Here is a 20,180-nt window from a genome sequence, read left to right as displayed (position 1 = left end):
TCGGTCCCCGGGGCCCCGCACACCGACCCCACGGGGCGCACGCCGACGGCGGACCGACCCGAGGACCCGGCGCTCAGGTGCGTCGGGACGGTTGAGACAGAGAAGTCCACCACGAAAGAGAGAGCACGATGGATCAACTCCTCATGAACGCCTTCTGGTCCGAGATACTCGGCACGGCGACACTGATCCTCCTCGGCGCGGGCGTCGTCGCGAACGTCGTCCTCCCGAGGACCAAGGGCTTCAACGGCGGCTGGCTCCTCATCAACTTCGGATGGGGCCTCGCGGTCTTCGCCGGCGTCTACGTGGCCTACAAGTCGGGTGCGCACCTCAACCCGGCCGTGACCATCGGCCTCTTCACCGCCCAGGAGCCGTTCTTCTCCGCGACCGGCCCCGAGGGGCTCGTGACGGCGACCATCGAGCCGACGGTCGGCAACATGTTCCTGTACTTCGGGGCCCAGATGATCGGTGCCTTCGTCGGCGCCGTGCTGGCGTTCCTGGCGTACAAGAAGCACTTCGACGAGGACGCGCCCGGCGCGACCAAGCTCGCGGTGTTCTCCACCGGCCCGGAGATCCGCTCCTACGCGTGGAACTTCGTCACGGAGGTCATCGCGACGTTCGTGCTCGTGTTCTTCGTCGTGGCGTCCGGCAAGACCCCGTCGGGCCTGGGGCCGCTCGCGGTCGCGCTCATCGTGGTCGGTATCGGCGCGAGCCTCGGTGGTCCCACCGGCTACGCCATCAACCCTGCCCGTGACCTCGGTCCCCGCATCGCGCACGCGGTGCTGCCGATCCGGGGCAAGGGCTCGAGCGACTGGGCCTACGCCTGGGTCCCGGTCGCCGGTCCGCTGGTCGGCGGCGTCCTCGCCGGCCTGCTCGGGGCCGCCTGGGTCTGACCGACCCGGACGACCGGACCTCTCCCCCGCGTGACCGGGGAGCCGGGGGCCTCCCCGGTCACGCGACCCGCGCCGTCGGGCGCCGGGCACCTACGCCGCAACCACACCCACACCGACGTGAAGGACTGAACGCACCATGGCCGACTACGTTCTCGCCATCGACCAGGGGACCACGAGCTCCCGGGCCATCGTCTTCAACCACTCCGGGGAGATCTACTCCACCGGGCAGCTCGAGCACGACCAGATCTTCCCGCGCGCGGGGTGGGTCGAGCACAACCCCGAGCAGATCTGGAACAACGTGCGCGAGGTCGTCGGTCTCGCCCTCACCCGAGGCAACCTCACGCACGAGGACATCGCGGCCGTCGGCATCACGAACCAGCGCGAGACGGCCGTCGTCTGGGACAAGACCACGGGCAAGCCCGTCTACAACGCCATCGTCTGGCAGGACACGCGCACCCAGAAGATCGTCGACGAGCTCGGCGGCGACGAGGGTGCCGAGAAGTACAAGTCGGTCGTCGGCCTGCCGCTCGCCACCTACTTCTCCGGCCCGAAGATCAAGTGGATCCTCGACAACGTCGAGGGCGCGCGCGAGAAGGCCGAGAAGGGCGACCTGCTGTTCGGCAACACCGACACCTGGGTGCTGTGGAACATGACGGGCGGGACCGAGGGCGGCGTGCACGTCACCGACGTGACGAACGCGTCGCGCACGATGCTCATGGACCTCGACACGCTCTCCTGGCGCGAGGACATCGCCGCGGACATGGGCATCCCGCTGTCGATGCTCCCCGAGATCCGGTCGTCGTCCGAGGTGTACGGCCACGGCCGTCCCCGCGGTCTCGTCCCCGGCGTCCCGATCGCCGGCATCCTCGGCGACCAGCAGGCGGCCACGTTCGGCCAGGCGTGCTTCGAGGTCGGCCAGGCCAAGAACACGTACGGCACCGGCAACTTCCTGCTGCTCAACACGGGCACGGAGAAGGTCATGAGCAAGAACGGCCTGCTCACGACCGTCTGCTACAAGATCGGCAACGCACCCGCCGTGTACGCGCTCGAGGGCTCGATCGCCGTGACCGGCTCGCTCGTGCAGTGGCTGCGCGACAACCTGGGCATGTTCGAGGACGCGCCCGACGTCGAGTGGCTCGCGGGCAAGGTCCAGGACAACGGCGGCGCCTACTTCGTGCCGGCGTTCTCCGGCCTGTTCGCGCCCTACTGGCGGCCCGACGCGCGCGGCGCGCTCGTGGGCCTCACGCGGTACGTCAACCGCAACCACATCGCGCGCGCCGCGCTCGAGGCGACGGCGTTCCAGAGCCGCGAGGTCGTCGACGCGATGAACGCCGACTCGGGCGTCGACCTCACCGAGCTGCGCGTCGACGGCGGCATGGTCGCCAACGAGCTCCTCATGCAGTTCCAGGCCGACCAGCTCGGCGTCGACGTCGTGCGCCCCAAGGTCGCCGAGACGACGGCGCTCGGTGCCGCGTACGCCGCGGGCATCGCCGTCGGCTTCTGGAAGGGCGAGCAGGACGTCATCGACAACTGGGCCGAGGACAAGCGCTGGAGCCCGTCGATGGAGTCCGGCGAGCGCGAGCGCCTGTACCGGAACTGGAAGAAGGCCGTGACGAAGACCATGGAGTGGGTCGACGAGGACGTGGAGCAGTAGCCCGTCCCGGGACCACCCGCCGAGGGGGTGGGGAGCACGGCGTCGCGGCGCCGGGCACCCCACCCCCTCGTCGTCCTCCCACGGGGCGAGTCGCGCGCGTCGTGCCTAGCGTCGAGGTGCCGCGCCCCGCGGCCCGACGACGGGAGACGACATGACCGGCACGCACCACGAGCAGCCCCACGCGAGCTCCGACGAGGTCGCGAAGGTCCGCGACCTGATCAAGGACGAGAAGATCGCCATGCTGACCACCGTCGCGACCGACGGGAGCCTGGTGAGCCGGCCGATGGGCGTCCAGGCCGTCGACTTCGACGGCGACCTGTGGTTCTTCGCCGCCGCCGACTCGCACAAGGTCGCCGAGATCGCGCGGGACTCGGCGGCGAACGCGGCCTTCTCGGGCTCGACGTCCTGGGTCTCGGTGTCCGGGCGGGCCGCGGTCGTCCGCGACCGCGAGAAGATCCGCGAGCTGTGGAACACGGTCGCCGACGCGTGGTTCCCCGACGGCCCGGACACGCCCGGCGTGGTGCTCGTCCGGCTGCACGCCGACTCCGCGGAGTACTGGGACTCCCCCGGCGGCCGCGTCGCGACGCTGTTCAGCCTGGTCAAGGCGAAGGTCACCGGCTCGCGCTACGACGGCGGGGAGAACGAGACCGTCGAGCTGTGACACGTGCCGCCGGCCGCCCGGAGCGGCGCGGCTAGGGTGGCGGGGTGAGCGTCGCCCGCGAGACCGCGTACACCCTGCCCGGCATCCACGTCACCGACCGCGAGCTCGAGGTGCCGCTCGTGTGGGACGACGACACGGACCCCCGCCGCCTCACGCTGTTCGTGCGCGAGCTCGTCGACCCGGTCCGGCGTCACGACGACCTGCCGCTGCTCGTGTTCCTCCAGGGCGGCCCGGGCGGCAAGGGGCCCCGGCCCACCGGGCCGGACGGCTGGGTCTGCACCGCGCTCGCGACGCACCGGGTGGTGCTGCTCGACCAGCGCGGCACCGGCCGGTCCTCGGCCGTGCGCGGGGCGGCGCTCGCCGCGCGCGGCCCGGGGGCCGCACAGGCGGAGTACCTCTCCCACTTCCGGGCGGACGCGATCGTCGCCGACGCCGAGCACGTGCGCCGGACGGTGTACGGCGGGCGGCGGTGGACGTCGCTCGGCCAGTCCTACGGCGGCTTCCTCACGATGACGTACCTGTCCCGGGCGCCCGAGGCGCTCGCCGCGTGCTACGTCACGGGCGGGCTGCCGGGCCTGACGGCGGACGCGCGCGAGGTGTACCGCCGCACCCAGCCGCGCGTCGTCGCGAAGAACGCCGCCTACCGGGAGCGGTACCCGGACGACGCGGCCCGCCTCGCGCGCGTCGCGGACCTCCTCGCCGCCGACGACGTGCGCCTGCCCGACGGCGACCGGCTCACCGTGCGCCGGCTCCAGTCGCTCGGCACGGACCTCGGGATGAAGCCCGGCCCGGAGCGCATCCACTGGCTCGTGGACGAGGCGTTCGACGCGGACGCGCCCGACACCCTGACGGACACGTTCCTCGCGGAGGTCGCGGCGGCGACGTCGTTCCGCACCAACCCGCTCTACGCCGTGCTCCACGAGTCGATCTACGCGCAGTCGGGCACCGGCCCGACGGCGTGGGCCGCCGAGGCGGTCCGCGCCGAGGAGCCGGCCCTCGACCCGGCGGCGCGACCGCTGCTCCTCACCGGCGAGATGATCTACCCCTGGATGCTCGAGGAGATCGCCGCGCTCCGGCCGTTCCGCGCGGCGGCGGAGGCGCTCGCCGCGCGCGAGGAGTGGCCCGACCTGTACGACCTCGACGTCCTCGCGCGCAACGAGGTGCCGGTCGAGGCGGCGGTGTACTTCGACGACATGTTCGTCGACGCCGGGCTCTCGCTCGACACGGCGGCGCGCGTGGGCAACGTCCGCACGTGGGTGACGAACGAGTTCGAGCACGACGGCCTGCGCACGGGCGACGTCCTCGCGCGCCTGGTCGAGCGGCTCGCCGCCCGCGGCGGCCCGCGCGCCTGAGGTGTGCCGCGCCCGGCCGGCCGGGCTGCGGAGCAAGGCCCCCTGACTCCTGGTGGACAGAGTCAGGCCATCTGGTCGCGGCGCGCGCGCAGCACCCACGCCCCGGACACGAGCGCCCCGCCCAGCACCAGCGTGAGCAGGTCGAACCCGGCGTCCCCGCGCGGCGGGGCCGGTGGCACCGCGGCGAGCGCCTCGCCCGCGGCCACGACGACGGCGCGCGACGGGTCCGCCGTGCCGACCACCGGCGCCAGGTCGAGCGCGGGCCCGTCCGCCGTCGTCGGCGCGGACGCGTCCGGTGTCACAGCGGGCGCCGGGGCGGCCGGAGCAGGCGACGCGGGCGGGGCGGCGGGCGCCTCGGGGACGGCCGGCCCGTCGAGCACGAGCTCCCACGACGTCTCGCCGACGAGGACGTAACCGTCGAGCGCGCGCGCCGTCACGGTCACCGTGCCCCGGGCGGGATGGCGGCCCGGGGCGAGGACCCGCTCGTCGAGGACGAACTCCACGCCGTCGGCCCGCGGCACCTCGACCTCGGCCGCCGCGCCCGGGCGCGCGGCGACGACCACGGGCGCCGGCGCCCGGACCTCGGTGAGGCCGGAGAACACGAGCTCGACGGCGCGCGACCCGTCCGACCCCGGCAGCACCGGCTCCGCCTCGCCCTGCGCCGCGAGCCGCAGGCCCGCGGCCGGGGAGAGCGTCAGGACGACGCGCGCCACGTGGTCGAGGTACCCCTCGACGGCGTGCGTGCTGCCGGGCGGGAGCACCGCACCGGTCGCGTCGCGGACGACGAGGCCCTCGGCGTCGGGCACGGTATACGTGTCCGCCTCGCCCGGGCCGTCCTGCGCGGCGGGGAGCACCGCCGTGACGACGGGGAGCAGCTCCGTGACCGCCTCGGCGGCGGACCGCCCGTCCGGGAGCTGCAGCACGTGGCCGTCCTCCGCCGCGGCCGTCGCCCGCAGGACGCCGCCGTCCCGCGGCGCCTCGACGGTCCGGTACCCGTCGACCACCACCACGGTGCACGCCATCGGCTCGCCGCCCAGGGACCAGCGCACGCCCTCGACCACCGGCACGAGGTAGACCGCGTCCCCGGCCGCCGCGCGGACGAGGACCGGCGGCAGCACGACCACGCGGGGCGCGGGCTCGCCGTCGGGCACGGTGGGGTCGGGGCCGGGGGGCGTCTCGCCCTCCTCCGGGGCCGCCGGGTCGGGAGCGGGGACGGAGGGAGACGCGCCCTCCTCCGGAGCGGCCGACCCGGGCGCGGGAGGCTCCGGTCCGTCCGGCACGGGAGCACCGGGCACGGCAGGCACGACGGGCCCGACGCCCACGGTGCCGGCGCCCGCGCCGGCACCGGAGTCCATGCCCGCGCCGGGGTCCGTGCCCGATGCCGCGTCGGGGCCCGTGCCGTCGGCCGCAGCGGTGGACGCCGCCGCACCCGCGGCACCGGGCCGGCCGTCCTCCACGACCCGCACGAGGGTCTCCGTCGCCACGGGCGCGACGCCCGGGTCTGCCGCGGCGCGGGCGACCGGGACGGCGTGGGCCGTCGTGGACGCGCCGACCAGGACGGCGCCCACCAGCACCGCGGCGAGCGCGGTCCGCGGGCGGGCCCGGTGCACAGACATGGGCGTGCGGCTCCTCTCCGGTCGCGTCCGCGGGTGGGCGCGCCCGAGGCCCCTATGCACGCGACGGGCCACGCTGTCCGCATCGTCCCCGCGCGTCCCGTTTCGTCCGGGCTGGAGGGAGCCGCGGGCGACCCGGTTCGAGCGCTTCACCCGCCTTCCCCGAGAACCGGCGCACCTCCTCGCCTAGGGTGAGAGCGGATCACGGCGCGGTGCCGGCTCTCGGGGCGGAGCCGTGGCCGGACGCGGTTCGCCGCCGTCCGTCCGCCCGCCCGTGGAGCGGGGGAAGCACGGAGGCAGCATGTCGGTGACGGACACGACGACGTTCCGTCTGTACGGGGCGCCACGCCCCCCGCACACCGAGCTCGTCCGCGAGCGCCTGCTCGACCGGCTCGAGGTGGACGCCGCGCTCCGCGTGGTCCGCGGCCCCGCGGGTGCGGGCAAGACCTCCCTCCTCGCCGAGTGGTCCCGACGCCGGGCCACGCCGGGGCTCTGGCTGTCCGTCATCCCGGAGATGTCCCGGACGGACCTCTGGCGCGCGGTCGCGCGCCGTGCCGCGCGGGCCGGGCTCGAGGCGTTCGAGGCCGCGCTGGGGCCGGCGGAGCTCGCCCCCGAGGACGTGCCCGGCCGCCTGGCCGACGCGTTCCTCGCGGTGCCCGGGGAGGTCGTGGTCGTCATCGACGACTACCAGGACGTCACGGACGCCGCGGTCCACGAGGACGTCCTCGCCCTGCTGCGCCTGTGCCCGAACCTCTCCGTGGCCGTGGCCACGAGCACGGTCTCCCCCCTGGAGGCCGCCTCGGTCGGGCTCGAGCTCGACCGGACCGTCATCACCGCGGACCAGCTGCCGCTGACCCGGGACGAGACGGCCCGCATGCTGCGCCAGGCAGGCGTGGACCTCGACCCCGCCGAGGCGCACGTCCTCACCGGCGGCCAGCCGCTGTACCTGCGGGTCGCGATGCTCGCCGCGGAGATGGCCGGTTCCCACGGGACCCCGGCGCACGTCCAGGTCGCCGACGAGCTGCTGCGGGCCGCGCTCGAGAAGCAGCTCGAGGGCGCCGAGCGCCCTCGGCTCGAGCAGGTCCTGCGGCGGTGCGCGGTCGCGGACGTCCTCACCGCCGACCTCGCCGTGGCGCTGACGCGGGAGCCCGCGGCGCCGCAGCTGCTGTGGATGCTCGAGGAGCGCGGGCTGGGTGCGTGGGAGCGACGTCCCGCGGGCCGGGTCTTCGTCCTGTTCCCGGTGGTGCGGACGTTCGTGGCGGAGCGCGTCCGCGAGGAGCACCCGGACGAGTGGGGGCTCGCCCAGCTCGCCGCCGCGCGCTGGTACCTGACGAACGGCTATCCCGTCGAGGCGCTGCGGCACGCGGTCGGCGCGGGCGACCTCGGGCTCGCGTCCTCGGCCGTCTCGCGGTACTGGGGCGAGCTGCTCGAGCCGCAGGCGCTGGCCCGCCTCGACGTCCTCAAGAGCCTCCCGCAGACGGACCTGCGGCGCTGGCCGCTGCTCGCCGGGGCCCTCGCGATCCACCACGACAGCGTCCCCGGTGAGCGCACCGAGGCGATCGAGACGTACCAGCTGACGCTGGCCGCCCTGCGCCCCCGGGCGAGGACGACCTCGACGGCGGAACGCGTCGTCCTGGACGTGCTCGAGAGCGTCGCGCTGCGCTCGACGAACGCGACGCAGCGCGCGCTCGAGCCGGCGCGCCGGGCTCGGCAGACGCTCGACGAGCTGGGTGTGGACGAGCGCCGGGAGCTCGTCCGCGAGCTGCCCCGGCTCCGCGCCGAGGTCGCGATGTCGTTCGCGCGGGCGGGCGCGGACGACGAGGCGCTCGCCACGCTCGAGGACCTCGGCGGCTCCCCCGCCGTCGACCCCCGCACGCTCTACGGCCTGTCGCTGCGTGCGCTCGTGCTCGCGCTCCGCGGCGACCTGCCGGAGGCCGTGCGCGACCTCGAGGTCATCGAGGCGTCGCCCCACGCCGAGGTCCGCGCGGGGCGCGACGACCACCTGTACCGCATCGCCCGCGCGATCGTGTGCCTCGAGCGCTTCGACGCCCGCGGCGCCCAGGCCCACCTCGACGTGCTGCGACCGCACCTCGCGACGCTGGAGACCCGCCCGGTCGTCGCCACGGTCCAGGCCTACGTCGACCTGGTGTCCTTCGAGCCGGCCCTGGGCATCGAGCGGCTGCGCCGCTACATCGAGTCCGAGCGCGGCCGCCGACGCATCTCCGCGCGCGACATCGACCACCTCGACTACGTGAGCGGCCTGCTCGGGCTCGCGCGCGGCCAGGTCGGCGCGGTGCACTCCTGGCTCAAGGTCGCCCCGGCGACGTCGTCGCTCACCTGGCTGCTGCGGGCCCACGCGGCGCTGCTCACCGGCCGGTGGAGCACCGCGCGGGACGTCCTCGTCGCGCACACGCCGCCGCGGACCGCCGCGCCGCGCCTGCGGGCCGCGCACGCCGTCCTGCTCGCCGCCGCGCTCACGCACGCGGAGGAGGAGACGCAGGCGCGCGACGCCCTGGACAAGCTCGCCGGCGTCGCCGAGGACCGGCGGCTGCGGTTCGCCCTCGCGCTCCCCGCCCGGCACGACCTCCTCACGCTGGTCGAGCTCGCGGCACGGAGCAAGGACCAGACGGCGCAGCGCCTCATCGGGGACGCGGAACCCGTGCCGGAGCTCTTCGCCGCGACGGCCGACCTCCCCCAGCCCCTGTCCGACCGCGAGGTCGTCGTCCTCGACACCCTCATGCGCCACGCGACCGCGGTCGACATCTCCCGGAGCCTCACCGTGTCCGTGAACACGGTCAAGAGCCAGCTCCGCTCGATCTACCGGAAGCTCGGCGTGCGCCGGCGCGAGGACGCCCTCGCCCGCGGGATCGAGCTGGGACTGCTCCCGGCCCAGCGTCCCCTGCCCGCGAGCGGCACGGACGGGCGCTGAGGCCCGAGCCGGTCAGACGAGGTCGTCGACGATCTTGGCGGACGCGCGCATCTCGGCGCGCGCGAGGTCGTCGTCGATCTCGCGTCCCGCAGCGATGAGCGCCGCGCGCGGCAGCCACGAGAAGACCACGAGCACGGGGTAGCTGTCCTCGCCCACGTACACGCGGCGACGCCAGGCGGCCCACGCCACGGCGCGCGTGAGCGTGCGCACCGGGTCCTCGAGCTCGTTCGCCGCGTGCGCGGCGTTCTCCCACCCGTGCTGCGCCTCGCTCATGACCCGCGCCCCGCCGTGCCCGAGCGGCCGGGCGAGCGCCGCGAGGCCGATGTCCTCGGCGATCACGACGGCCTCCGACGGGACCAGGTCCAGGCCGTCCCGGTACGTGCCGAACGTCGCGGGGTCCAGGTGGCGCCACGGGTCGTCGTCGGGCAACGAGTCCAGGAGGTCGGTGAGGGCGCCGGCGAGGAGCGTCATGGCACGCAGCGGGTGCGCCTTCGCCTGCGCGCGCATCGCGGCCATGGTCGCGAGCCGGTCGTCGGGGTCGATGAGCGGCTCCACGAGGCCCACGGCCCAGATGGCCCAGGTCGTGTCGTCCCATGGCGCGCCGGCGCCGTCCTCCTCCGGGGTCACCGCGACACCACCCCGCCCGGGGCGTCGGCGGCCCGGCACGGCGACGCCGTCGAAGCGCAGGACGCTGCGTGCACCCGGTCCACCTCCTGATCTCGTCCTGCCCTGTCCAGCCGGCGAGCCCGTCGCCGAGGACAGCATCCCACCGTGGCGACGTCCGCGAAACACCCGCGGCGGGCGAAGCGTGCGGAGATCACCCGCTGCCCGGGGCACCTGAGGGTGAAGTCCGGTGTGAAAGACGGTGTCCCGCGCGCCAGGAGCCCCTCCGGGTCCGCATGCTTGGACCGTGACCGACCGGACCCTGCTCGACCCGCGCCCGCAGCGGGCGCGCGACGCGCGTCCCGTGCGCGCCGTCGACGAGGGCCCGCGGGAGGACGACGACCCCGGGGCGCTCCGGGACGAGGTCGCCCGCGTCGTCGCGATCGAGGACGACGACCGATACCGCACCGAGGTCTCGTCCCTCCTCGCCGCCCATGCGACGCAGTGGCGCCGGATCGCGGCGCGCCTGTGCCGCACCAACTCGGTGCCCGCGGCGCAGCACCTCGACGACGTCGCGGCGATCGTCGTGGAGACCGCCTGGGAGATGCTCGAGCGGTCCCGGCGCGACCCCGCGTACCTGCGCAGCATGCGCTCGTTCCTCGCCATCGTCGTCTACACGGCACGGCCCCGGGTCCGCTCGTTCCTCGACCACGCGACCGCGCCGGCGTCGGGCATGGTGGCCGCGCAGCGTCGCCGCCGCGAGCTCGCGCGCACGCGCTCGGAGCTCGCCGCGCTGCGCGGCGCGGCGCCCACGGTCGAGGAGGCCGTCCGCGCCACGAACGAGCGCCTCGGCGCCCACCGAGCCGACGTCGTCCGGCAGGGCATGGTCGTGACGGAGGCCGACGAGCTCGTGCTGCGTGGCGCGCTGTCGTTCGACGAGGCCCTCGACTCCGCGCGCACGACCGACGCGCACGCGGACTGCGTGCTGCACGCGGTCGAGGTCCCGGCGCTCGTCCGCTCCGTCGTCGACGCGGCGCACGCGGAGGACCCGGTCCGCGGACGGGTCGCGGCGCTCTGGATGTCCGAGGCGTACGGGGGCGGCGGGCCGCTACCGGGCCACGACACGGTCGTGTGGATCGCCCGGACCCTGGGTCTGCCCCGGCACCGGACCGTCGCCCACATCGACCGGGTCCGGGTGCTGGCGGCGCAGCACCTCCGGGACGTCGGCATCGTCCTCGACGCCGTGGACAGCGTGTGAGCGCGAGCGTCGCTCCACGACCCGCACCTGCCGGGAGGCCCGCGGCGTACCGCGGCGAGCAGGAGAACCGCACCGTGGCGCGCACGGGGACCAGGGGGCGGCCGCAGGGCGGGCGCAGGAGCACGGGGGCAGCAGGACATGTCTGACGAGGGACCCGGGTCTCGACGCTCGGTCGTCGAGGACGCACGCGTCGTCGCCGCGACGGTGCCGGAGGGCGAGCGCGAGCGCGCGGTGGCCGGCCTCGTCGCCGCGCACGCCGTCGGGCTCGCGCGCGACGCCCGGCGGCACGTCCGCGCCGCCGGGGTCTCGGGGACGGACCAGGTCGCCGCGCTGCGGGCCGTGACCGACGCCCAGCGCGCCGTGCTCGACGACCTCGTCGCCGGCCGTCGTCCGCTCGAGGGCCGCGCCTGGTCGCCCACCGTGCGCTTCGAGGCCCTGCGCGCCGTGCGCGCGCTGGCCGCGGAGGGCGCGGTCGCCGTCCCTCCGTACCGCCACCGCCTCGCGGCCGACCGCGCCGCCCTGCTGCTGCTCCGGGAGACCGCCGCCGTCGTGGACCGTCCTGCCCCGCGGGAGGTCGTCCGCACGGGTGCCGTGGCGGCAGGACTCCCGCCCACGCCGCACCCGCTGGACGAGGCCACCGCCACGCGCCCGCTCCCGACGTCCCGGTCGGCAGCGACGGTCTCGTCGGCGCACGCCCCCGCACGCCCGGAGCGTCGCCGTGCGCTCGGGGTCCGGGGCCGCGCGCGCTCCAGCGGCCCGGGTCGTCCCGTGCGCTGGGGCGCCGCCGCGGTGCTCTCGGCGGCGACGCTCGCGTTCGGGGTCGTCGTCGCGCCCGCGCAGGACGAGGTCGGTGGTGGCCCGGGCGTCTCGGCACGGCCCGAGCAGGTGCTCCTGGGCACGAAGCCGGGCACCGGCTCGACCGCGTGGGCGCCGCTCGACGGCGTCGGCGCCGCGTCCGTCCGCCTCGACCTGTCCTCCCCGGTGCTCACGGGCCTGGCGCCGTCGCCGGCACCCGCCGTCGAGCTCGTCGACGAGCCGGCGGACGAGCCGGTCGGTCCGCGGGTGGACGACGCCGTCGACGAGCCCGGCGGCGAGCCCGTGGTCGAGCCGCTGCCCGTGGTCGTGCCGGCCGCACCGGGCCCGGCCGTCCCGGAGACGCCCGCGCCGGCTCCCGCCCCCGCCTCGGGAGCGGCGCCGGCACCCGCACCGGCTGCTCCACCTCAGCCCGCACCCCCGGCTGCGGCGAAGCCGTCGCCGAAGCCGACGCCGAAGCCCGCGCCGGCCGTCCGGCCCGCACCGACGCCCGTGCCCGCGCGACCGGGGCCGCCCGTCACGCGCCCGGCTCAGCCGAAGCCCGACCGTCCCGCACCGCGGTCCGACGAGGCGCGCGGCTCGTCCCGGCCGGGGACGGCGAAGCCGCAGCCGCAGACCCGCGACGACCGGCGCACCGACAAGGACGCGGGCCGGCAGGACCGCGGCCACGGTGGCGGCCGCGGCGGACGCGGGTAGCGCTCGGCGGGCCTCCCGACGGGAGGGGCACCCCCGACGGCTGCTCTTCGCCGCCGAGGACCCCGCACGTCCCGTGCGGCGCGTCAGGAGGGCGCGTCGAGCCCCAGCAGCGCGCGGGCGCGCGCCTCGCCCCCGGGCGCCCCGAGCGCGGCGGCCCGGTTGTCCGCGGCGACCTGGTCGACGATCTCGGCCCGGTGGACCCGCACCTCGCGGGGCGCGTCGATCCCGACGCGCACCCCGTCCCGGCCCACCGACACGACCGTGACCACGACGTCGTCGCCGACGAGGATCCGTTCTCCCACCTTGCGTCCCAGCACCAGCATCGCCACGTCCTCCTGACGTCCCGCGTGTCATCCTGACCGTTCGGAGGACCTATGCGGGCGCGGCCCGGGTCAGCCTGCGGGCCGCAGCTCGGGGAGCCCGAGCGCGAGCACGGAGTCGGGCGTCGTCGTCAGCTCGCGCCCGACCACAACCATGGCGCGGACCAGCACGAGCCGCTGCACCTCGGCGACCCAGCGCTCGGTGTCCGCGGGCTTGCGCGAGGCGTCGACCACGACCGCGACCTGCTCGGCGCCCAGCTCGTCGACGACCCGCGCCACCCCGGCCGCGTCCACGCGCACCCCGACGGCCACGACCGTGGCGCGGGCGGCGCGGACCCCGCGGGCGCGCGCCTCGGTCGCCGCGCGGCGGTCGTCGACGCGCACCGTGTCGCCGTCGGTCGCGCTGCCCGCGCAGGCCGTGAGCAGGCCCTCCCGCTGCGCCAGCGCGCGGGCCGCCGCGACGACGTCGGCGGCCAGCCCGACGAGCGCCACGAGGTCGCCCGGCGCCGCGCGCGGCAGCGGCGACACGGGCGCGGGCGGGGCGGTGACGGCCGCGGGCGGCGGCTCCGCCGTCTCGGCCACGAGCTCGTCGAGCAGCGCCGCGAAGTCGTCGCCGCGGGTCGAGACCTCGACCGCGGCCGACGGCGCCGGGCGCAGCGCGTCGCCCTCGTCGGCGTCGTCGAGCAGCGCCGCGATGCCCGCCCGGCGGGCGGCGGGGAACCGGACCGGCCCGACGGCGGTCCGGGGCGGCGCGTCGCCCACCTCGACGACCGCCTCGTAGTGCTGCCGCCCGAAGAGCCCCTTGAAGCCGCCCGTGATGACCCGCTCGGCGGAGACGATCCGCGCGTCCGGGCCGTGCAGGCGCCGTGCCTGGGCGAGCACGGCGTCGAGGGACTCACCCTCGAGCCGCAATCGCCGGGGCATCGTTCACCACCCCGACCGTCTCGATGAGCGCGTTGCCCGCCGTCACCTCGGTGTACGACAGCACGGCGAGGTCGGGCACCTGCGTCGCGACGAGGCGCCGGACCGCCGCGCGCAGCGACGGCGCGCACACGAGGACGACGTCCTCGCCGGTGGCCCGGGCCGCCTGCACGCGGTCGCCCACGGACGAGCGGAACGCGTCGAGGCGCGCCGGGTCCACGACGATCGCGGTGCCCTGGTCGCCGCCGGGCTGGCGGCCCGCGAGCATCGCCTGCTCCAGGGCCGGGGCGATCGTCACGACCCGGATCGTGCCCGCGACCGTGTGCCGGGCCGGGATCGCCGGCCCGAGCGCCGCGCGCGCCGCCTCGACGAGGTGCTCGGGGTCGGTCGAGCGCTTCGCGGCGAGCGCGAGCGCCTCGTAGATCCGGGGCAGGTCGTTGACGGCGACCTGCTCCTCGAGCAGCCCCTGCAGGACGCGCTGGACCTCCGCGAGCGACAGCAGGGCCGGCGTGAGCTCGTCGACGGCCGACGGGTTGGTCCGCTTCACCTCGTCGGTGAGCACGCGCACGTCCTCGCGGGACAGCAGCCGCGCCGCGTTCGCGGCGATGAGGGCGGACAGGTGCGTGACGAGCACGGAGACCCGGTCGATCACCGTGGCGCCCGCCATCTCGGCGCTGTGCCGCATCTCCACCGGGACCCACTTGCCGTCCATGCCGAACACCGGGTCGACGGTCGCCAGCCCGGGCAGGGCGGCGAGGTCGTCGCCGAGCGCGAGGACCTTGCCGGCCGGCGCCTGGCCGCGACCGGCCTCGACGCCGGCGATCCGCACCGCGTAGGTCGACGCCGGGAGCTCCAGGGAGTCGCGCGTGCGGACGGGGGGCACGACGACCCCGAGGTCGGTCGCGATCTTGCGCCGCAGGGCGCGGACCCGTCCGAGCAGGTCGTCGTGCGCGCCGGTGACCAGGTCGACGAGGTCGGGCGCGAGCAGGATCTCGAGCGCGTGCACCCGCATCTGCTCGAGGAGGTCCTCGGTGCCGTCGCTGCGCGTGCCCTCCTTCTCGATCTGCTCGGCCGCGGCGCGCGCCACCTCGGCCCGCCGCTGGCTCGCCTTGATCTGCTGGGCCGCGATGATCAGGCCCACCCCGAGCACGAGGAACGGGAGCTTCGGCATGCCCTCGATGAGCGCCATGGCGAACGCCGCGACGCCCGCGATGGCGAGCGCCTGCCGCGACTGGACGAGCTGGCTCGACGCCTGCGAGCCGACGTCGCCCTCGCCGGAGTTCGAGCGCGTGACGATCATGCCCGTGGCGACCGCCATGAGCAGCGCGGGGACCTGGGTGACCAGCCCGTCGCCCACCGTGAGGATCGAGTACGTGTCGACGGCCTCCATGGCCGGCGTGCCGTGCATGACGACGCCGATCACGATGCCGCCCAGCAGGTTGATGAGCGTGATGACGATGCCCGCGATGGCGTCGCCCTTGACGAACTTCGACGCGCCGTCCATCGCCCCGTAGAAGTCGGACTCCGCGGAGATCTCGGCGCGGCGGGCCCGCGCGTCCTGCTCGCTGATGAGCCCCGCGTTGAGGTCGGCGTCGATCGCCATCTGCTTGCCGGGCATCGCGTCGAGCGTGAAGCGCGCCCCGACCTCGGCCACGCGCTCCGCGCCCTTGGTGATCACGAGGAACTGGATGACGACGAGGATGAGGAACACGACCATGCCGATGACGAGGTTCCCGTCGACGACGATGTGGCCGAACGCGCCGATGACCTCGCCCGCGTAGCCGTCCCCGAGCACGAGCCGCGTCGAGGCGACGTTGAGGCCCAGCCGGAACAGCGTCGCGACGAGCAGCAGCGACGGGAACACCGAGAAGTCGAGCGGCTTCTTGACGAACATCGACGTCAGCAGGATCACGAGCGACAGCAGGATGTTGACGATGATGAGCACGTCGAGCAGGGCCGCGGGGATCGGCACGACGAGCAGCAGGACGATGCCGACGACGCCGAGCGGCACGGCGATCATGGCGAGGGATCGGTTCTTCACGCGGAACGCTGGTCCTTCCGGGTCCGGGGCGTCGGCGGCTGCTGACGCGACGTCCTATGCAGGTCGTGGCCGCCGCAGCGCGCGCCGACGGCTCGGCCGGGCGAGGTCATGCGGCCCGCGCGTCGTCGGTGGCGGGCCACTCGCCCGGCGCGATCGCCGGGCGGGCCATGCGGTGCGGGACGGACGAGGCCGCCGCGCCGCGGCGCGTGAGCGCCATGACGAACGCGAGGACGCGCGCGACGGCCATGTAGAGCTCGACGGGCACCTCCTGCCCGACGTCGCACGCCCGGTGCAGGGCGCGCGCGAGCGGGACGTCGCGGACCATCGGCACCCGCGACTCCTCGGCCTTCTCACGGATGCGGGCGGCGACGTGGTCGGCGCCCTTCGCGACGACGCGCGGCGCGGAGCGCCCGGGCTCGTACCGCAGCGCGACGGCGACGTGGGTCGGGTTGACGACGACGACGTCCGCGTCGGCCACGGCGGCGAGCATGCGGTTGCGCGTCATCGAGCGCGCCATCGACCGGCGCTGCGACTTCACGAGCGGGTCGCCGTCGGTGCTCTTGTTCTCGTCCTTGAGCTCCTTCTTGGTCATGCGCGTCTTCTTGCGGTTGCGTCGTGCCACGACGAGCACGTCGAACAGCGCGAGGGTGAGGCCCGCCGCCGTCGCCCAGACCAGGAGCGAGCGCACGCCGGAGCCCGCCGCCTCGAGCAGCGACGCGATCGGCAGGCCGCCCGCGGCCAGGAGGACCGGCATGAGTGACTGGACGACCGCGTAGAGCACGACGCCGACGACCGTCGTCTTGAGCAGGGCCTTGGCGCCGTTCCACAGCGCCTGCGCCCCGAACATCCGCTTGAGCCCGCTCATCGGGTTGAACTGGTCGGCCTCGGGGCGCAGCCGCTTCAGGTGCAGGCCGCCCTGCGCGACCGACGCGAGCAGCACGGCGACGGCGATCGCCCCGAGGAGCGGCAGCATGGTCGGCACCACGGAACCGAGCGCGTCCTGCGCCAGCTGGAGCGCGACCGCGGGCTCGGGGTTCTCGATCACGGTGCGCAGCGACAGCACCTGGTCGGTCGCGGCCCGCGCCGCGGCGCTCACGGTCAGCGGGATCACCGCGCCGGCGATCCCGACCCCGACCCAGGCCGTGAGGTCCTGCGACTTGCCGAGCTGGCCCTTGGACCGGACCTCCTTCATCTTCCGGTCGGAGGCCTGCTCGGTCTTCTCCTCGGTGGAGTCGGCCATCAGCCCACCCCGCCCATGCGCTCGACGGCCTCGGCCGTGAGCACCGAGACGACGTGGGGCAGCGCGACGAGCACCGTCCCGACGAGCGCGAGCGTGAGGAAGATCTTCAGCGGGAAGCCCATCGCGAACGCGTTGAGCGCGGGGGCGACCCGGTTGACCAGGCCGAGCCCGGCGTCGGCCAGGAAGAGCACGACGACGATCGGCCCGGCGATCTGCAGCCCCGCCACGAACGACCCGGTGAGGGCCTCGACGAACGACGCCGCCGGGACGCTGGCCAGGCCGCCCACCGGGACGGCCTCGTAGGAGCGGGCGAGGCCGAGCACCATCAGCTGGTACGCGTCGGAGACGAACATGAGCACGACCGCGAGGAGCGCGAAGAGGCGCGTGAACTGCGACCCGTTGACGTTCGTCTGGGGGTCGTACGCCATGCCGAGCGAGAACCCGCCGAACAGGTCGAGGTGGGCGCCGGCGGCGGTGATCGCCGAGAAGACGACCATGACGAGCGTCCCGAGCATCGCCCCCGTGACCGCCTCGGCGACGAGGTGCGCGAGGAACGTCGCGGTGCCGGTCGCCTCGTACCCGGGGGCGGCACGACCGGAGACCACGAGCCCGAGCGACACCGCGAGGATCGCGCGGACCTGGCGCGGGATGGCGTGGTGCGAGAACGGCGGCGCGATGGTCATGAACGCGGCCATGCGGACGCCCGCGAGCATCGTCGCCTGGAGCCACGCGAGGTCGATCTCGAGCTGCACGGGACGTCAGCCCCCGTTCAGCAGCGACGGGATGAGGTCGAACATCTCGTGCGTGAACGTCACCATCTCGCCGATCATCCAGTTGCCGCACACGACGAGCGCGACGGCGACCGCGAGCGCCTTGGGGACGAACGAGAGCGTGATCTCCTGGATCTGCGTGACGGACTGCACGATCGAGATGGCGAGCCCCACGACGAGCGACGTGACGAGCACGGGGGCCGCGAGCTTGGCGGCGAGGACGAGCGCCTGCGTGGCGACGTCGAGGACGGCGGCGGTCTCCACGGTCAACCCATCCCGTACGAGCCGATGAGCGAGGTCGTGATGAGACCCCACCCGTCGACGAGGACGAAGAGCAGCAGCTTGAACGGCAGCGAGATCATCGTGGGCGGCAGCATCATCATGCCCATGCTCATGAGGGCCGCGGCGACGACGAGGTCGATGACGAGGAACGGCACGAAGACGACGAACCCGATGATGAACGCGGCGCGGAGCTCCGAGATGACGAACGCGGGGACGAGCGTCGTGAGCGGGACGTCGACGGGGGTCGCCGGGTTCTCGAGGTCGGCGGCGCGCGTCATGAGCGCGAGGTCCTCCTCGCGCGTGTGGGCGAGCATGAACTCCCGCAGCGGCACGGCGCCCGCGTCGAGCGCCTGGCTGAAGGTCGTGGTGCCGTCGAGGTAGGGCTGGACCGCGGCGTCGTTGATCTCGCCGAACACCGGCCACATGACGAACAGCGAGAGGAACAGCGCGAGCCCGGCGAGGACCATGTTGGGCGGCACCGTGGCGGTGCCCAGCGCGTTCCGGGTCAGGGCGAGGACGACGAAGATCTTGGTGAACGACGTCATCATGAGCAGCAGCGTCGGCGCGAGCGACAGCAGCGTGATGCCGACCAGCGTCACGAGGGACGACGACGGCTCGCCGTTCGGCCCGTTGATCTCCACCGAGAGCGTCGACCCGCCGTCCTGCGGGTCGACCGGCTGGGTGGGCGGGGCCGGGTCGGTCGGGTCGACGACCGCGGCGCCCGCGTGGGGCGCGAGCAGGACGGTCGCGACCGCGACGAGGAGCAGGACCGCCCCGACGAGCACCGCGACGCGCAGCGCGCGGCGCGACGGGAGGGCGCGGGTCACCGGGCACCTCCTCGCACGACCCGCGCGGCCTTGCGCCACGTGTCGGGCGCGAGGAAGGTGCGCAGGGCGCTCGTCGGCACGGGCGGCGCGACGACGACGGCGGTCCCGGGGGTCCCGACCCGAGGCCCCGAGACGGCCGGGGGCGCGGCGGCGGGCACGTCGGCGCGCACGTCGGCGGGAACCGAGCCGGGCTCGCCGTTCCACGCCGGGGCGTCCCCGTTCGCGGGCGGCTGCGCGAGCCACAGTCGTGCCGCGGTGACGGCGTCGTCGAACGACGGCTCGTCCGAGGTCGGAGCACCGGGCGTCGCGTCCGCTGCGGGGACCGCGGTGGGCGGGACGTCGGACGGGACGGGTGTCGGGCCGTCGATGACGGTCACGGACGACTCCGTCACGCCGAGGAGGTACCGCCGGCCCCCGGCCTCGAGCAGGACCGCGGCGCTCTTCTGCGACAGCCCCTGGCGCGCGACCACGGTCAGCTGCTCCTGGCGCCCGCGCGGCGCGGAGCGCGAGGTCTTGCTCGCGACGCGGTACGAGACCCACAGGAGCCCGAGCACGACCGCCAGCGAGAAGGCGACGCGCAGCACGGTGGTGACGTCCATGCCGGTCAGTCGTCCGCGTCGAGGATCTTGGTGATGCGCACCCCGTAGTCGCCGCCGTCGACGACCACGACCTCGCCCTTGGCGATCGTGCGCCCGTTGAGCTGCACGTCCGCCGGCGCCCCGGCGGACCGGTCGAGCTCGACGACGGCGCCCGGCTCGAGGCTGAGCACGTCCCGCACCGGCATCCGGGTGCGGCCCACGATCACGGAGAGGCGCATCTCGACGTTGGAGATGCGCGCGAGCCGCGCGCCGGTCACGGCCTCGTCGGGCAGGCTCTGGAGCGCGCGGCGCGTGCGCACGACGAACCAGCCCGCCGTCGGGCCGTCGTCCGTGGAGAGCTCGAACACGACGGACTCCGGGTCCTCGAAGAGCGCGGTCGCGTCGGCGACGCGCACCTCCCCGAGCACGCCGACGCCGGTGGTCGCCCCCGCGGCCTCCAGGGCGGGGCGCAGGACGTCGGTGACGTCGAGCGCCGCCTCCTGGGAGGCGTCGGCGAGCGCGTCCTGGTCGATGAGTGCGAGCGCGAGGTCGGTGCCGGAGTCCCCCACGTACGAGGCGACGACCGCCCGCGCGGCCTGCGGGCCGACGGGGGCGCCGCCGCGCAGGGCCGCGCGCAGCGGGGTGCTGGTCGGGACGAGCTCGACGAGCGCGTGGGCGGCGGCCGACGCGGCCTCGACGACGGACTGCTCGACCGGGGTGGCGGTGCTCATG

The 20,180-nt window shown here is 75.3% G+C and carries 18 protein-coding genes; 7 read left to right on the top strand and 11 right to left on the bottom strand.

Annotated features, from left to right (window positions below):
• Positions 1-128: 128 nt before the first annotated feature.
• From ACPCUX_RS17020 to ACPCUX_RS17005, 4 genes are all read left to right on the top strand, one after another.
• Entirely contained in the window at positions 129-890 is a 762-nt protein-coding gene (locus ACPCUX_RS17020; protein WP_085388461.1) for an MIP/aquaporin family protein, read from the top strand.
• 136 nt (positions 891-1,026) lie between these two features.
• Positions 1,027-2,544 (top strand): glycerol kinase GlpK, encoded by a 1,518-nt coding sequence (gene glpK / locus ACPCUX_RS17015; protein ID WP_423389222.1) that lies wholly within the window; start codon positions 1,027-1,029, stop codon positions 2,542-2,544.
• A gap of 151 nt (positions 2,545-2,695) precedes the next feature.
• The gene (locus ACPCUX_RS17010; RefSeq protein WP_144721672.1) at positions 2,696-3,205 is read left to right on the top strand and encodes a pyridoxamine 5'-phosphate oxidase family protein; all 510 of its coding nucleotides are present in this window, start codon (positions 2,696-2,698) and stop codon (positions 3,203-3,205) included.
• Between the two features lie 44 nt (positions 3,206-3,249).
• Positions 3,250-4,557: an alpha/beta fold hydrolase gene (locus ACPCUX_RS17005; RefSeq protein WP_423389221.1), complete on the top strand. Its 1,308-nt coding sequence runs from the start codon at positions 3,250-3,252 to the stop codon at positions 4,555-4,557.
• Positions 4,558-4,619: 62 nt separating this feature from the next.
• Here ACPCUX_RS17005 and ACPCUX_RS17000 read toward each other — a convergent pair whose 3' ends face one another.
• Positions 4,620-6,173 (bottom strand): hypothetical protein, encoded by a 1,554-nt coding sequence (locus ACPCUX_RS17000; protein ID WP_423389220.1) that lies wholly within the window; start codon positions 6,171-6,173, stop codon positions 4,620-4,622.
• Positions 6,174-6,471: 298 nt separating this feature from the next.
• Between ACPCUX_RS17000 and ACPCUX_RS16995 the strand changes: the two genes are divergently transcribed.
• Positions 6,472-9,099 (top strand): LuxR C-terminal-related transcriptional regulator, encoded by a 2,628-nt coding sequence (locus ACPCUX_RS16995; protein WP_423389219.1) that lies wholly within the window; start codon positions 6,472-6,474, stop codon positions 9,097-9,099.
• 12 nt (positions 9,100-9,111) lie between these two features.
• On the opposite strand, the gene ACPCUX_RS16990 is transcribed toward ACPCUX_RS16995, so the two are convergent.
• The gene (locus ACPCUX_RS16990) at positions 9,112-9,726 is read right to left on the bottom strand and encodes a hypothetical protein (protein ID WP_423389218.1); all 615 of its coding nucleotides are present in this window, start codon (positions 9,724-9,726) and stop codon (positions 9,112-9,114) included.
• A gap of 283 nt (positions 9,727-10,009) precedes the next feature.
• Between ACPCUX_RS16990 and ACPCUX_RS16985 the strand changes: the two genes are divergently transcribed.
• Both ACPCUX_RS16985 and ACPCUX_RS16980 read left to right on the top strand, forming a co-directional pair.
• Entirely contained in the window at positions 10,010-10,960 is a 951-nt protein-coding gene (locus tag ACPCUX_RS16985) for a hypothetical protein (protein ID WP_423389217.1), read from the top strand.
• Positions 10,961-11,098: 138 nt separating this feature from the next.
• A complete protein-coding gene (locus ACPCUX_RS16980; protein ID WP_423389216.1) occupies positions 11,099-12,469 on the top strand; it encodes a hypothetical protein in 1,371 nt (456 codons plus the stop codon).
• An 83-nt stretch (positions 12,470-12,552) separates the two neighbouring features.
• Here ACPCUX_RS16980 and csrA read toward each other — a convergent pair whose 3' ends face one another.
• From csrA to fliN, 9 genes are all read right to left on the bottom strand, one after another.
• Positions 12,553-12,792 (bottom strand): carbon storage regulator CsrA, encoded by a 240-nt coding sequence (csrA, locus tag ACPCUX_RS16975; RefSeq protein WP_144721664.1) that lies wholly within the window; start codon positions 12,790-12,792, stop codon positions 12,553-12,555.
• 69 nt (positions 12,793-12,861) lie between these two features.
• Entirely contained in the window at positions 12,862-13,713 is an 852-nt protein-coding gene (locus ACPCUX_RS16970) for a hypothetical protein (protein ID WP_144721662.1), read from the bottom strand.
• Complete coding sequence (locus tag ACPCUX_RS16965; RefSeq protein ID WP_255438006.1) at positions 13,685-15,730, bottom strand: flagellar biosynthesis protein FlhA; 2,046 nt, start codon at positions 15,728-15,730, stop codon at positions 13,685-13,687. The genes ACPCUX_RS16970 and ACPCUX_RS16965 overlap by 29 nt, the downstream gene beginning before the upstream one ends.
• Positions 15,731-15,857: 127 nt before the next feature.
• Positions 15,858-16,991 (bottom strand): EscU/YscU/HrcU family type III secretion system export apparatus switch protein, encoded by a 1,134-nt coding sequence (locus ACPCUX_RS16960; RefSeq protein WP_171467510.1) that lies wholly within the window; start codon positions 16,989-16,991, stop codon positions 15,858-15,860.
• A complete protein-coding gene (locus ACPCUX_RS16955; RefSeq protein WP_144721656.1) occupies positions 16,991-17,743 on the bottom strand; it encodes a flagellar biosynthetic protein FliR in 753 nt (250 codons plus the stop codon). The genes ACPCUX_RS16960 and ACPCUX_RS16955 overlap by 1 nt, the downstream gene beginning before the upstream one ends.
• A 6-nt stretch (positions 17,744-17,749) precedes the next feature.
• Positions 17,750-18,025: a flagellar biosynthesis protein FliQ gene (fliQ, locus tag ACPCUX_RS16950; protein WP_021482560.1), complete on the bottom strand. Its 276-nt coding sequence runs from the start codon at positions 18,023-18,025 to the stop codon at positions 17,750-17,752.
• Positions 18,026-18,027: 2 nt separating this feature from the next.
• Positions 18,028-18,870, bottom strand: a complete 843-nt coding sequence (gene fliP / locus ACPCUX_RS16945; protein ID WP_076403290.1) for a flagellar type III secretion system pore protein FliP — start codon at positions 18,868-18,870, stop codon at positions 18,028-18,030.
• Positions 18,867-19,469 carry a FliO/MopB family protein gene (locus ACPCUX_RS16940; RefSeq protein ID WP_171467508.1) on the bottom strand — a complete coding sequence of 201 codons (603 nt, stop codon included), beginning with the start codon at positions 19,467-19,469 and terminating at the stop codon, positions 18,867-18,869. The genes fliP and ACPCUX_RS16940 overlap by 4 nt, the downstream gene beginning before the upstream one ends.
• A 5-nt stretch (positions 19,470-19,474) precedes the next feature.
• Complete coding sequence (fliN, locus tag ACPCUX_RS16935) at positions 19,475-20,179, bottom strand: flagellar motor switch protein FliN (protein ID WP_034652790.1); 705 nt, start codon at positions 20,177-20,179, stop codon at positions 19,475-19,477.
• Between the last annotated feature and the right edge of the window lies 1 nt (position 20,180).

This window comes from Cellulosimicrobium sp. AB352, from assembly GCF_049538415.1.
Taxonomy (GTDB): domain Bacteria; phylum Actinomycetota; class Actinomycetes; order Actinomycetales; family Cellulomonadaceae; genus Cellulosimicrobium; species Cellulosimicrobium funkei.
The sequence above is the reverse complement of the archived record's forward strand: the minus strand, read 5'-3'. Positions and strand labels throughout refer to the sequence as shown.

Coding starts and splice junctions, on each gene's coding strand:
- ACPCUX_RS17020 (WP_085388461.1), top strand. CDS start 129: ATGGATCAACTCCTCATGAACGCCTTCTGGTCCGAGATACTCGGCACG.
- glpK (WP_423389222.1), top strand. CDS start 1,027: ATGGCCGACTACGTTCTCGCCATCGACCAGGGGACCACGAGCTCCCGG.
- ACPCUX_RS17010 (WP_144721672.1), top strand. CDS start 2,696: ATGACCGGCACGCACCACGAGCAGCCCCACGCGAGCTCCGACGAGGTC.
- ACPCUX_RS17000 (WP_423389220.1), bottom strand. CDS start 6,173: ATGTCTGTGCACCGGGCCCGCCCGCGGACCGCGCTCGCCGCGGTGCTG.
- ACPCUX_RS16995 (WP_423389219.1), top strand. CDS start 6,472: ATGTCGGTGACGGACACGACGACGTTCCGTCTGTACGGGGCGCCACGC.
- ACPCUX_RS16980 (WP_423389216.1), top strand. CDS start 11,099: ATGTCTGACGAGGGACCCGGGTCTCGACGCTCGGTCGTCGAGGACGCA.
- csrA (WP_144721664.1), bottom strand. CDS start 12,792: ATGCTGGTGCTGGGACGCAAGGTGGGAGAACGGATCCTCGTCGGCGAC.
- ACPCUX_RS16970 (WP_144721662.1), bottom strand. CDS start 13,713: ATGCCCCGGCGATTGCGGCTCGAGGGTGAGTCCCTCGACGCCGTGCTC.
- ACPCUX_RS16965 (WP_255438006.1), bottom strand. CDS start 15,730: ATGATCGCCGTGCCGCTCGGCGTCGTCGGCATCGTCCTGCTGCTCGTC.
- ACPCUX_RS16960 (WP_171467510.1), bottom strand. CDS start 16,991: ATGGCCGACTCCACCGAGGAGAAGACCGAGCAGGCCTCCGACCGGAAG.
- ACPCUX_RS16940 (WP_171467508.1), bottom strand. CDS start 19,469: ATGGACGTCACCACCGTGCTGCGCGTCGCCTTCTCGCTGGCGGTCGTG.
- fliN (WP_034652790.1), bottom strand. CDS start 20,179: ATGAGCACCGCCACCCCGGTCGAGCAGTCCGTCGTCGAGGCCGCGTCG.